This window comes from Succinimonas amylolytica DSM 2873, from assembly GCF_000378405.1.
GTDB lineage: Bacteria > Pseudomonadota > Gammaproteobacteria > Enterobacterales > Succinivibrionaceae > Succinimonas > Succinimonas amylolytica.
In genome coordinates this window covers 1,386,329-1,399,474 of record NZ_KB899636.1, presented here as the reverse complement: position 1 = coordinate 1,399,474, position 13,146 = coordinate 1,386,329, and the positions used below count along the sequence as shown (strand labels likewise).

The window sequence follows — 13,146 nt, the reverse complement described above, 5'->3', positions numbered from 1 at the left end:
GCTAATTCTGCTGTTATTCACACAGCTCTGACGGCGAGAATAAACGAAAACCTGTCAAAAACCGGTTTTAATCATACAGCACGGTTCATCAGAATACCGTCATTAAGGTCTCTGTCTGATAAGACTCGGAGCCATATGAGCTACATTAATCCTAACATGAAGGAAACAAGTTACACGCATAGTGCCGCTCATCAATGATCATTACCGGTTCCGGCTCTCCCCCTTTCACAGCAGAAACTGGCTCCACGAACATATCATGTGCTATCACACACCCAAAATATGGCTGACCGGAATAATGCTGTCTGACATGCACTGCCTGCTGACAGGTCATCACACAGTTCACCTGCGGATATTTTAAAAACAGCAGCTTCTCTTTCACTGTCTGTATTCACAGGATTCTCTCCGGATACTCTCTGATATCAGCATATTATCCTGACAGCAAACTGTCCAGACAAATGGTCATATTTCAATAATCATGACTTTGCGGCACCGTGAAGATTAGTGCCCGAAAGAAAAAACGGGAGTAAATCACCACGCCTGATAATGCCGGATACCGGAAATAGCAAAACAGGAGATCCCGCACGCGGAACCTCCTGTATCAAACAATATTTATAAAAGATCTGCTGAAAAATATTACTTAAGACGATCCAAAGCCTTCTGGGCGAGAACAGCCTCTGCGGAGCCTTTATAGGAATTGACCACCACCTGATAAAACTTTTTGGCCTTTTCGGGGTTCTTTAAAAGCTCCTCGATGGATCCCAGCTTGAAAATGGAATCCGCACGCTTCGGACAGGATTTGTATTTGGTTACATTCAGAAAATTCTCCCGGGCTTTCTGGTACTGTTTTTCCTTGTAGTAAATCTGTCCCAGCCAGTAATAGGAGTTAGGAACCAGATCGGAATCGGGATAATTCTGAATAAGCTCGGTAAAGCCGGCCTCTGCCTTCCTGAAATTATTGTCCCTTACAGATGCAAAGGAATCGTCATATATCTTCTTGGGATCTCCGGCAGTCTTTTTAGCTTCAGGAACCTGGGTTGAGTCAGGCTGCGGCTTGGGGCCGTTTTTGGCGGAAGAAGCTGTATCCGGTGCCGGCTGATTGCCATTAGCGGGTGCCACAGGTCTGACAGTTCCCTTCTCCAGTGCACTAAGACGTTCCGAAAGATCCTGAATCCGCCCTTCCAGTTTTCTGATAGCTGCTTCCTGCTGCTGCACCCGGTTCTGCATATCAAGAAGAGCCGCATTTCTGGCATTAATCTGTTTTTCCAGCTGGGCTACCGAAGGTTCCGCCACTGCCAGCGGAGAAAGAAGGCATGCCGACAGCACAGCCGGCACCACAATACCTCTAAACCTTGTAAAAGCCATGATCGTTCCTCATTAATACGAAATCACTGCCCGGCGGTTTTTCTTCCAGGCATTTTCATTATGCTCAAAAAGCTGGGGCTTTTCCTCACCGTAGCTGACAATGGAAATCTGCTGGGCAGGAACCCCCAGGTTGAGAAGATACTGCGCTACAGAACGGGCACGGCGTTCCCCCAGTGCAATGTTGTATTCCGGAGTACCGCGTTCATCGGTATGACCTTCAATAATGATGGTAACCTTCGAAGCTGTTCTAAGAAAATCGGCATGAGCCTCCAGCAGAGTTATGTAATTATTCGGAATGGCATCACTGTCAAAAGCAAAATAGATAACGTTATCCTGCTTAAGAGCCTGCAGCTTGGCACGCTGCTCCTTGGTCAGCTCCAGTCCATCGTTCGGAGAAGCATAATCATCTCCTACCACAATGGCTCCGTTCTCCATGGAATCACCGGTTTCTACAATGGAAGGATCCTCAACAATGGCGGTGGAGTCGGTGCTGCTGTCGTCATTCCTGGTAGCACAGCCGGTAAGCCCCAGCGTGAAGAGCAGCGCTGCGGAAAAACAGAAAAAATACTTTTTTAACATAAAACAGATCCCTTGCAAATTTTAAAATTCAAACCTTTTACAGCGAAGTAAAAATTTCCCGTCCACAATCACTTTCCGGCATACCCGGACCATGACGGGAAGTAATACTCCCCTCCGGAATTCCTGAGAACCTCCCGGTATCTGCCATTTGCGGACACCAGCGCCAGAACACTTTTGCCCCCCTTAACCGTGTTGTAAATAATCATATTGCCGCCAGGAGATACGGTCGGTGACTCATCCAGAGAGGTTCCGGTAAGAGAATACAGACTGCCGGAAAAATCCTGCCGGGATACCCGAAAACCGCCGTTCTGATTAATTAACACTATACCCGAATTATCAGGCATTACAACCGGAGAGAGATTCTTTACCGGAGATCTTGTTACCCGGGATACAGCACCTGAAGAAAAATCCACGCCGAAAACCTGCGGAGATCCTGCCCGCTCAGACACAAAATACAGCTTTCTGCCATCCGGGGACCAGGACGGTTCAGTATCGATACCAGGATTGCTGGTAATGCGTCTCAGACTCTTGGCAGTCAGGTTAAGAACATAGATTTCCGGATTTCCGTCCTTGGAAAGAACCATTGCCAGACTTGATCCGTCCGGTGACCAGGCCGGATTGCTGTTAAGTCCCGGAAAACTGGTAATAAGCTTTCTGCTGCGGGAGACAATATCAAGGGTATAAATCTGGGGCTTCCTTTGTTCAAACGACACATAGGCCAGAGTCCTGCCGTCATTTCTCCACTTCGGACTCATCAGGGGCTGTGATGAAACCAGAAGCACCGTCTCGTTTTTGCCGTCATAGTCAGAAACCGCCAGCTGATAAGGATGCTTTGAGGCAAACGATCTTTTAATGTAGGCAATTCTGGTGGCAAAACCTCCTTTGGATCCCGTGAGCTTTTCATAAACCTGATCACTGATCCTATGGCCGTATTCCCGCAGTCTGCTGAGAGGAACCTCTGCCTTTACCCCCTGAATAACCAGAGGATTTCCGGATGTCAGGGATACCAGCTCAAAATTAACCACATATCCCGACGCGCCCCTGGCCACACGTCCTACCACTACCGCCTCGGTTCCGGCCGGAAAATCAGAAGTTTTCACCTCAGCACCGGTGAACGCCTTCTGGCTTCCCGCTGCCACCGGAGAAAACACCCCCGAACGGGAAAGATCGGCAGCAATGATTCCCGCCAGATCCTGATCCTCCCGTACTGCATTCTGGCCTCCGAAGGGAACCACTACAATTTTCCTTCCGACATCCATGCCACCGGTTATCTCAAGGTTAAGATCCGCCCGGCTGACTCCCGTAATCCCTAAAAACAGCACCGCAGCACTGAAGGCTTTTTTCCACACTTTCATATTTGCAATCCCGATGTTTTATTTATTCAGACACCGGCTCCCTGTAAGTAAATCCCCATTAAATCCGCGGAGTCATCTTCAAATGGATTACCCGGCAATCGCTGCATTCCTTAGGCGGAGCCGGAAAGGCGTGAATTCTGTCCAGTGCCTGTCTGACACTCTGACACACGCGGCTGTCCCCGGTACAGTTTTCACCGCTGATACTGCCATTCTCGGAAATTCTGACCGTAATGTTTACCGTTTTGCCGTTCATAGCCTTTTCTACGTGCCAGGCTTCCTCAATAATGCTCTTAACAGTCATGCCATAACGCTGTGCCATTTCGAGCTGGGCATTCGTACCGTTTTGAGGAGAACCATTCTGTCCGGATCCGTTCAGAGTCCCCAGAATATCATCCTCAAGAGACTGTTCACGTTTCCTTCTTGCTTCATCCTCGGCTTTCTTTCTGGCTTCAGCTTCAGCTTTCTTTTTAGCCTCTTCTTCAGCCTTCTTCCTGGCCTCGGCTTCAGCCTTCTTCTTAGCCTCGGCTTCGGCCTTCTTCTTAGCCTCCTCTTCGGCTTTCTTCTTAGCCTCGGCTTCAGCCTTCTTCTTAGCTTCGGCTTCAGCCTTCTTCTTAGCCTCCTCTTCGGCTTTCTTCTTAGCCTCGGCTTCAGCCTTCTTCTTAGCTTCGGCTTCAGCCTTCTTCTTAGCCTCCTCTTCGGCTTTCTTCTTTGCTTCCTCGGCCTTCTTCAAAGCCAGCTCTGCCTGTTTTCTGGCCTCCTCCTGGGCTGCCCTTTCAGCAGCCTGCCGTTCAGCCAGCGCCCGGGCCTCTTCCTCGGCTTTTTTTCTGGCCTCGGCTTCAGCCTGTTTCCGGGCTTCTTCGGCTTTCCTTCTGGCTTCAGCCTCTGCTCTCTTTTTAGCCTCGGCTTCAGCCTTCTTCTTAGCCTCTTCTTCGGCCTTCTTTCTGGCTTCCGCTTCGGCCTTTCTCCGGGCTTCGGCCTCTGCTTTTCTCTTAGCCTCCAGCTCAGCCTTTCTTCTGGCTTCCCTCTGAGCCGGGAGGGAATTATAATCTACCATTGTGGCATGAATAAGGGGCTTCTCTTTCTGCTTGGGCTCCTCGGGAGTAAGATCCACGTTAAAAAAAAGCACAGCGAACAGCACTGCATGCAACAATACTGCAATTACAGCTGATGTTGTAAGACTGTACTTCATGAACAGTAACTCCGTACTAGACCGCAACCCCGGCCCGGCAAATCCTCTGACATTCTATAAACCGGCACTACCTGCTGCTCAAAGGCTCTGTCACCAGCCCCACACTTTCCACACCGGCATTCTTCAGGGAATTCATAAGCTGAATAACACTGTCATATGAAGCCCGGACATCCCCCTGCACTACCACCGGAGATCCCGGTTTTTCACCGAGATAGCTCTTTACTCTGTCAGAAAGATCCCGGAGAGACTCCACAGGAACTGTTCCGCCACCGGGAATTTCCACAAAATACTTCCCACGGGCGTCCACACTGCAGATTACAGGAATTTTCTGATCCTCGCTCATAGCCTCCGATTCAGCCTGGGGCAAATCCACTGTAACCCCCTGCATCACTACCGGAGCCGTGGCAATGAATATAACCAGAAGCACCATCATTACATCAATGTATGGCACTACATTGATTTCCGCCATGGGACGCTTTTTTGCGCGAGTTCTGTTCATGACGGCTGCCCCTTTCTGTCGGTTTTCTCAGCATTCGCCGCGGTATTGCGGTTGAGAATTGTAGAGAACTCATCAATGAAGTTCAGATACTGATTTTCCAGTTTGTCCACTTTGGTAACATAGCGGTTGTAAAAAAGCACGGCCGGTATTGCTGCAAAAAGACCCATAGCCGTGGCAATCAGTGCTTCCGCAATGGGCGGGGCCACCATCGCCAGAGTAGCGTTTTTCACTGCAGAAAGCGCAATAAAGGCGCTCATGATGCCCCATACCGTCCCGAAAAGACCGACATACGGACTTATGGAACCAATAGTAGCCAGTGTGGGAAGATGATTCTCCAGCTCCTCAAGCTCCCTGGAGCAGCTGACCTTCATGGCTCTGTAGGTGCCGTCCATCAGAGTATCCTTGTTCTTCACACCGTCCCGGTGCATTCTGGCAAATTCCTTGAATCCGGCGACAAAAATCTTCTCCATGGCAGACTGCTCCCGGTTTCCCACGCAGCCATGGTAGAGAGTATTCAGATCCGAGCTGCCCCAGAAACGATCCTCAAAGGCATCAGCCTCCTTGCGGCAGTGCTTAAGGTATCTTCCGTGCTGAATAATAATTGTCCAGCTGACAATGCTGAGAAGAACCAGAAAACACATTACCCCCTGCACCAGCGGACTGGCATGCATGATAAGACTGGTAATGGAGATATCCGCACCGGCCGATATAGCGGCATCCTGCACTGATTCGGCGGCCCTTATTGGCAATTCTTCAGCAGTCACTTTCTACCTCTCTTTACAAAACTGCCCCTGACGGGGCTCACCGGGATGAACAGTCCCGCATTATACACCATGTTGCCAGGCTTTTATCCGCCATAAAAAGCAACGTGAGTCAGAACAGGAATACCTGCCAGCTTCAGGTATTGTCCCCGGCAAAAATCATTTTGAGCTCCGGCGGAAACAGACAGGGCTTCATGGCCTTCATATCCACACAGGCAATTCTGGCCCGGGCGGACACCAGAAGCTCCCCTTTCTGATTGAGCACTGTCTGTCTGAAGGTTACCGAGGCTGACATCAGAGTCTCCACCTCACAGGTTACGGTAAGCTCATCATCCAGACGGGCCGGCTTTTTAAAACTGACTTCCAGCGAGGCTATTACAAAACCCAGTCCTGATTCCAGCATTCCCCGCTGCTCGTAGCCGCGATGCCTCAGCCACTCCGTTCTGGCCCTTTCAATAAACTTCACATAGTTGGCATTGTAAACCACTCCGCCGGCGTCAGTATCCTCAAAATAGACCCTGACCTTTATGGCAAAGGGATCGGCATTCTCTGTCTGCATTGGTGCCTCTGACTGCATCACTGCTTTTCCTCCTCTATTCCGAAATGAGCATAGGCCTTTGACGTAACCACCCTCCCCCGGGGGGTTCTCTGAATAAAGCCTTCCTGAAGCAGATATGGCTCCAGCACGTCCTCTATGGTATCCCGATCCTCCCCCAGAGTGGCAGCAAGGGTGTTAAGCCCCACCGGTTTCCCCTGAAAATCCTGCATTATTGTCAGAAGATACTGTCTGTCAAAATAATCGAATCCCAGATCGTCAATGTTAAGAAGCTCCAGAGCCTTTCGTGCCACAGGCCCGGTTATCATTCCGGAATTATTCACATCGGCGTAGTCCCGTACCCGGCGCAGCAGCTTATTGGCGATCCTAGGGGTTCCGCGGCTTCTTTTGGCAATCTCCAGAGAACCGTCGGCATCAATATTAAGCCTGAGACGCTTCGAGGAATTGTCGATAATTGTCCGCAGTTCCTCATGACTGTAGTAGTTAAGACGTTCCACTATGCCAAAACGGGCCCGCAGCGGCGAGGTGAGGGAACCGGCCTTGGTAGTGGCTCCGATAAGGGTAAACGGGGCTACAGGAACCCGCATGGATCTGGCTGCCGGCCCCTCTCCCATCATGATATCGACATTAAAATCCTCCATGGCCGGATACAGGAATTCCTCAATCACCGGATTAAGTCTGTGGATCTCGTCGATGAAAAGCACATCATCCTTCTTAAGTCTTAAAAGCAGCGCTGCCAGATCGCCCTTCTTCTCCAGCACCGGCCCCGAAGTAGTAATAAGGCTGGATTTCATTTCATTGGCAATAATGCTGGCAATAGTAGTTTTGCCGAGCCCCGGAGGTCCATACACCAGCACATGATCCAAAGGCTCCTTTCTTTTAAGAGCAGCCTTAATGGCAATATCAAGATTGCTTTTAAGGCTGGTCTGACCAATATAGTCCTTGAAAAACTGTGGCCGGAGCGCCCGATCCAGGGATTCGTCCTCGCTGCCTCCGGACTCCCCGGACATCATTCGCCCGGAAAGCTCCGCAGTCTTTACTCCCCCCTTTTCCGCTGCCGGGGAAGCACTCTTAAGATTGTCCTTTTCAACTGCCATCGCAATAATTCCCGTTTTGCACTCTCTTCGTTAATACCGGCTCCCGAACCCGGTCATTCGTCATTTCATACCTCCGGGAACCCTGAAATAGAAAAATTTCTGCTATCCTGCAATTTCGGCGTGCCGAACGATGCCGCCATATCTATACTGTGGCCAGAACAGCCTTGATAATATCCTCCGGAGACATTCCCTTTTTGAAAACCTTATGCACTGCTGCTGAAGCCCACTGCGGCTTGTACCCCAGGGAAACAATGGCCTGGCAGGCTTCCTCCTCTTCCTGATTCGCATCTGGAAGCAGCGGAGCATCGATACCGCTACTCTTAACCTCCGCCTGGGTTTTAGGATCGGCCCACTCCGTAACCCGATCACGCATTTCCACCACAATTCTCTCGGCAGTTTTCTTGCCAACTCCCGGAATCTTGGTCAAAGGCTGATAGCTACCGTCCCTGATGGTTCCGGCAAAATCCTCGGGAGTCATGGCAGACAGTACCGCAAGTGCCGTTTTCGGACCGATGCCGGATACCTTTATAAGCTCCAGAAACAGCTTTTTGGAGGACTTGTCCGCAAAGCCGTACATACTTTCGGAATCCTCCTTGATAATGTGAGCCACATAGAGGAAAGTCTCCTGCCCCGGCTCCGGAAGCTTGTAGAAACTCATCATAGGCACTGCAAGCTCATAGCCGACGCCGCAAACCTCCAGAAGAACCTCCGGAGCATTTTTTTCCAGAATTTTTCCTCTCAGTGAACCGATCATAGTCGCCCCGTATTTTCAGTTTTCCGATTTAGCAATAAAACAATAAATATACTGAATATTTGGATTTTTGTGAACAGATCATTTGATCTTTCTGTTCCGGTAATTCAGTCTCAGAATGCTGGATAAGAGCGAACCGCAAGAAATACAGAGAAATCCCCGCCAGCAGCGGGGATTGGAAAGTGTGAATCCGGCACAGGATAGCACAGCAGCGACCAGAAAAAAGAGAATCTTCCGCTGTCAGAATTCAAAATCCTTGGGATTAAAGTTTTTTACCCTATCCTGAACCTCTGCACGGAATACCGCAAGATCCGCCTCGGACATATTGGCACTGTAAACCTCGGCCACAGTAAGCTTATTGGCGGAAACATTGTTTGTAATCTTTCCGAGAACCTTCTCCGGCCCAACCCACTGCCGCGAAGAGCATCCCCCGATAAGGGAGCTGTCCTTGCCTTCAGCCTTCAGGGTAGCTCCGGAGCCGCAGAACTCCTTAACCCCGCCGGATACATCAAAATCCCGAAGCTGCTCTGCTCCCACAATCTGGTAGCTGAAAAGCCGTCCTGTATCCGGATTGACATAGGTCTTGGCAATGTAGGCATAGGCCCCGTCAAGAGGATAGCGAAAAGTCGGCAGCAATACATATCCAGCCGGAAGCTTTTTATTGGCCTTCTCGGAAGGCGCTTCCACAGACGGATAATCCTGCGCTGCCAGAGAATCCCTGAAATCAGTATCATAGGCACTTATGGCTTCAACATCGGCCTCGGGCATATCCGCGGAATACAGGGTAAACCAGTGAAAACCGCCGGTACAGCCGACAAAGCCGTTAAAAACCTTTCCTGACGGAGTCACACAGCCCCTGAAGGTATCCGAGTCATAAACCTCGTCTTCACTTCCGGAAGACTTAAAATCCATTTTTGAACATTTCAGAAAATCCTTAACCGGTCCGGTGATAATCTTGCCCGGATCTTCAAATTCGCCGGAATACATCGCAATGACACTAAACGCCTCATGGGAGCCGTTTTTGCCGGTAAAATGCCTGCCGTAAAAGGCGCCGGGATAGCTAAGGTCATTCTGAACATTGTATTTGGCATCAACATCCCTGTTGGAATTCTCCAAATCTCCTCCCAGTGCCGCTCCCATTCCGGAAATCATCAGCAATGCGGACAGAGACAAGATGTTTTTCATGATTTTCATTGGCAAACCTCGTTTCGTTTTCTTACCGGACAATCCCGTCAGACGCCGGTACCGCCGGCTATACTACATGCATCCCCCGGTGCTGTCAGCGAGTTTGTTAAAAAATGTCAGTCCGGATCGCGATGCCGCATTTTTGATGCGGTATTCCTGATGACATAAGATGAATGAGCAGCTGCCTCCATGCTGGAATTCCCCGGTATCCGGGACCCATCGTACACTACCCTGCCTCCGCCATCCCGGGAGATTGTCGGGACTGTCCCGTAAAGTGGTATCATATGACAGAGAAATACAGGATTTGAACAAGGAATTTTTCAGGATGGATGCCCTTATATCCTTCAATGTCAGGCCGGCTATAAAACCCGCTTCAAGACAGAGATTCTCGGGACTTTACGGATCCTCACCGGCCTTTTTCATCGCCGATGCAGTAAAGGATTCTGCCTTCCCGGCGCTGGTTGTCACCAGATCTGTGAGAGAAGCTCTGGATCTGGAGCAGGAACTCCGTTTTATCCTCGGGGATCTTCCGGTCTTCTATTTCCCGGACTGGGAAACTCTGCCCTATGACACTTTTTCCCCCTATCAGGACATTATCTCCCGCCGGCTGGAAATCCTGTCTCGGCTGGAAACCGCCCGTAAAATGGTGATTCTCGCCGCCGGAACAACTCTGATGACCCGGGTATCCCCAAAATCCTTCATAAACTCCCAGGCTGTGATGATCAGAAAGGGGGATACCATGAGCATCATCAGGCTTCGGGAAAAGCTCTCAAACGCCGGCTACCTTCTCACCAGACAGGTGCTGGGACACGGGGAATTCGCAGTAAGGGGATCCATTGTGGATCTGTTTCCCATGGGCGGTAACGTTCCCTACCGGCTGGACTTCTTTGACGATGAAATAGATACTATCAGCATTATCGATCCCGAAACCCAGAAGTCAGTAAAGCCCGCAGAACAAATTGCCATCCTCCCCGCCCGCGAATTTCCGGTGACCGAGGAGGCCATAGACACTTTCAGGAAAAACTACCGCGACAGACTGAACCCCCAGAATCTGGCCATTCACAATATTTATCAGCAGATCTCCAGAAAAGTTATTCCCGCAGGAATTGAACATTATCTTCCGCTGTTCTTCGACAGCACAGCCACAGTATGCGACTATCTTCCCCAGGAAAGCAGCATATTCGTTATGGAAGACCTGCGGGATTCTCTGGACGACTATTGGACAGATATCAGATCCCGGGCCCTTAAAAACGCCGGAAACCCTGATCATCCCAGTCTGGAGCCGGATCTTCTGTACATAAATCCCGACGAATTTCTTAAAAGAGTCGCCCTTTTCAGAAACTTTAGAATCTGGCCGGGAAAGCCCGAAAAACTTCCGAACACTGTCAGAGATCTCGGTACCGCTCCGGTTCCCCCGGTGGCAATAAATCACGGCAGGCCAGATCCCTGCGAATCCATTATCGGTTTCCGCAGGGAATTTCCCGGAAAAATTCTTTTTGCCGCAGGATCCGAGGGCCGGGAGGCTATTCTTCAGGAACTGCTTCAAAGCAGTCTGAGACCTGTGCATTTCGCTTCCGTATCTGATTTTTTAAATTCTCCGGAAAAAACCGGCATTGCCGTCGCCCCTCTTAATGCCGGCTTTCAGTACGGGGAACTGGCATTAATTACCGAAACCGAGCTTCTGGGAGCCCGGTACACTCCAAGAGCTCGCAGAAGCAGCAAAAGAACCATCAACCCCGATGCCATAATCCGCAATCTTGGGGAACTGAAACCCGGGGAATTTCTGGTGCATGAAAAGCACGGCATAGGCAGATATCTGGGACTGGAAACATTAGAAATAGAAGGTTTAAAGTCTGATTTTGTTGCGCTGGAATATGCCCAGAACGCCAAAATGTACGTCCCCATATCATCCCTGCATCTCCTGAGCCGTTATACCGGAGCGGATCCCGAAAAGGTCGTCCTGACCAGACTGGGATCCAGTCAATGGGAAAAAGCCCGCAAAAAGGCGCAGGAAAAGATCCGGGATGTGGCGGCCGGACTTCTGGAGGTTTATGCCAGAAGAGAGATCAGAAAAGGATTCTCCTACAGGATTCCGGAAACGGAATACCGCCGCTTCTCTGCCCGGTTCGGTTATCAGCTTACCGATGATCAGATGGCTGCAATAACGGCAGTGGAAAACGATATGAAATCCGACAAGCCCATGGACCGTCTGATCTGCGGCGATGTGGGGTTCGGAAAAACCGAAGTAGCCATGCGGGCCGCCTTTATCGCCGTCTCCAATGGCAGACAGACGGCCATTCTGGTTCCCACCACCATTCTGGCGGATCAGCATTACGAAAGCTTCAGGGATCGTTTTGCCGACACCCCGGTGGAAATCGCCTGTCTGAGTCGCTTTAAAAGTACCAGGGAACAGCGTGAGGTGATAAGCAAGCTGGCTCAGGGAACCGTTGACATCGTTATCGGGACCCACAAGCTGCTGTCATCCGGCATTTCCTTCAAGGATCTGGGACTCCTTATTGTTGACGAAGAGCACAGGTTTGGAGTAGCTCAGAAGGAAAAGATCAAAAAGCTGCGCTCCGAGGTGGACATCCTGACACTGACCGCAACCCCGATTCCTCGGACACTCAATCTGGCAATTAACAACCTGCGCTCCCTGTCCATTATTGCCACCCCGCCGGCAAAACGCCTGGCGGTACGCACCTTTGTCCACGAGTATGACGAGAGCCTGATCCGGGAGGCCATCCTCCGGGAGCTCAACCGCGGCGGACAAACCTATTATCTCCACAATGACGTCATGACGATCACCGGAGTTGAGGAACGGCTGGCCGAGCTTGTGCCGGAGGCCCGTATTGCCGTGGCACACGCCCAGATGCCCGAACAGACGCTTTCCCGGATCATGCATGACTTTTACCATCAGCGATACAACGTGCTGATCTGTTCCACCATCATTGAAACCGGACTGGATATCCCCACCGCCAACACCATCATCATGGAAAGAGCTGACAGGCTGGGACTGGCGCAGCTCCACCAGCTGCGCGGCCGGGTGGGACGTTCCCACCACCAGGCCTATGCCTATCTTCTTACTCCGGAAAACGGGGACATATCCCCGGATTCCAAAAAACGCCTGGAGGCCATTGCCTCCCTGGAGGAGCTGGGGTCCGGTTTTATTCTGGCAACCCAGGATCTGGAAATCCGGGGAGCCGGTGAAATTCTGGGGGCGGAACAGTCGGGGCAGATTGAGGGCATCGGCTTTTCACTCTACATGGAGATGCTGGAAAACGCCATTGAAACCCTGAAGGCCGGCAGGGAACTCACTACCGACAGCATGAGCTCCCGGGAAACCGAGATCGAACTCCGTATTCCGGCTTTGCTTCCGGAAAGCTATGTCTATGACGTTACCGCCAGACTCACCCTTTACAAAAGACTGGCTTCCGCCGTTAGCGATGCCGAAGTGGATGATCTCCGTTCTGAAATCATTGATCGCTTCGGGGCCCTGCCTAAGGAATCTGCCAGCCTGTTTGACATCCAGAAAATACGGATTGCCGCCAGAAAGCTGGGCATCACCGCCATAGACATGAACCGGAAATACGGATCAATAACCTTTGGAGATACCGTGCATGTCAGCTTTGAGTATCTGACCCGGCTTATTATAGAAAATGCGGCTTCCTACAGCATGGATGGCCCCAGCCGGCTCCGGATTCTCCAGGTACCGGAAAATCCCGGAGAACGTATTCCCTTTATAAGGGAGATAATTGCGGAAATGGCCCGGCATCCGGAATAGCATTTCCAATGCCGGGATTCCCGAAAGCCCT

At 50.8% G+C, this 13,146-nt stretch carries 11 protein-coding genes; 1 reads left to right on the top strand and 10 read right to left on the bottom strand.

Annotation, left to right across the window (positions count from 1 at the left end; translation table 11 throughout):
- Nucleotides 1-633: 633 nt before the first annotated feature.
- From ybgF to F557_RS0106175, 10 genes are all read right to left on the bottom strand, one after another.
- A complete protein-coding gene (gene ybgF / locus F557_RS21065) occupies nucleotides 634-1,362 on the bottom strand; it encodes a tol-pal system protein YbgF (RefSeq protein ID WP_019001383.1) in 729 nt (242 codons plus the stop codon).
- A gap of 12 nt (nucleotides 1,363-1,374) precedes the next feature.
- Nucleotides 1,375-1,941, bottom strand: coding sequence for a peptidoglycan-associated lipoprotein Pal (gene pal / locus F557_RS0106215; protein WP_019001382.1), 567 nt, complete (start codon nucleotides 1,939-1,941; stop codon nucleotides 1,375-1,377).
- 68 nt (nucleotides 1,942-2,009) lie between these two features.
- Nucleotides 2,010-3,296 carry a Tol-Pal system beta propeller repeat protein TolB gene (gene tolB / locus F557_RS0106210; protein ID WP_019001381.1) on the bottom strand — a complete coding sequence of 429 codons (1,287 nt, stop codon included), beginning with the start codon at nucleotides 3,294-3,296 and terminating at the stop codon, nucleotides 2,010-2,012.
- A gap of 58 nt (nucleotides 3,297-3,354) precedes the next feature.
- On the bottom strand, nucleotides 3,355-4,485 hold the full coding sequence (tolA, locus tag F557_RS19060) for a cell envelope integrity protein TolA (RefSeq protein ID WP_019001380.1): 1,131 nt from the start codon (nucleotides 4,483-4,485) through the stop codon (nucleotides 3,355-3,357).
- Nucleotides 4,486-4,552: 67 nt separating this feature from the next.
- Nucleotides 4,553-4,984, bottom strand: coding sequence for a protein TolR (gene tolR / locus F557_RS0106200; protein ID WP_019001379.1), 432 nt, complete (start codon nucleotides 4,982-4,984; stop codon nucleotides 4,553-4,555).
- Complete coding sequence (gene tolQ, locus F557_RS0106195; protein WP_425425334.1) at nucleotides 4,981-5,694, bottom strand: protein TolQ; 714 nt, start codon at nucleotides 5,692-5,694, stop codon at nucleotides 4,981-4,983. The genes tolR and tolQ overlap by 4 nt, the downstream gene beginning before the upstream one ends.
- A 187-nt stretch (nucleotides 5,695-5,881) precedes the next feature.
- Nucleotides 5,882-6,322: a tol-pal system-associated acyl-CoA thioesterase gene (ybgC, locus tag F557_RS0106190; RefSeq protein ID WP_019001377.1), complete on the bottom strand. Its 441-nt coding sequence runs from the start codon at nucleotides 6,320-6,322 to the stop codon at nucleotides 5,882-5,884.
- Complete coding sequence (gene ruvB, locus F557_RS0106185) at nucleotides 6,322-7,314, bottom strand: Holliday junction branch migration DNA helicase RuvB (RefSeq protein WP_026297784.1); 993 nt, start codon at nucleotides 7,312-7,314, stop codon at nucleotides 6,322-6,324. The genes ybgC and ruvB overlap by 1 nt, the downstream gene beginning before the upstream one ends.
- Before the next feature lie 226 nt (nucleotides 7,315-7,540).
- Nucleotides 7,541-8,152 (bottom strand): Holliday junction branch migration protein RuvA, encoded by a 612-nt coding sequence (gene ruvA / locus F557_RS0106180; RefSeq protein ID WP_019001375.1) that lies wholly within the window; start codon nucleotides 8,150-8,152, stop codon nucleotides 7,541-7,543.
- Between the two features lie 237 nt (nucleotides 8,153-8,389).
- Entirely contained in the window at nucleotides 8,390-9,343 is a 954-nt protein-coding gene (locus tag F557_RS0106175) for a hypothetical protein (RefSeq protein ID WP_019001374.1), read from the bottom strand.
- A gap of 316 nt (nucleotides 9,344-9,659) precedes the next feature.
- On the opposite strand from F557_RS0106175, the gene mfd reads away from it, so the two are divergent.
- On the top strand, nucleotides 9,660-13,115 hold the full coding sequence (gene mfd, locus F557_RS0106170; RefSeq protein ID WP_052310520.1) for a transcription-repair coupling factor: 3,456 nt from the start codon (nucleotides 9,660-9,662) through the stop codon (nucleotides 13,113-13,115).
- Nucleotides 13,116-13,146: the final 31 nt, after the last annotated feature.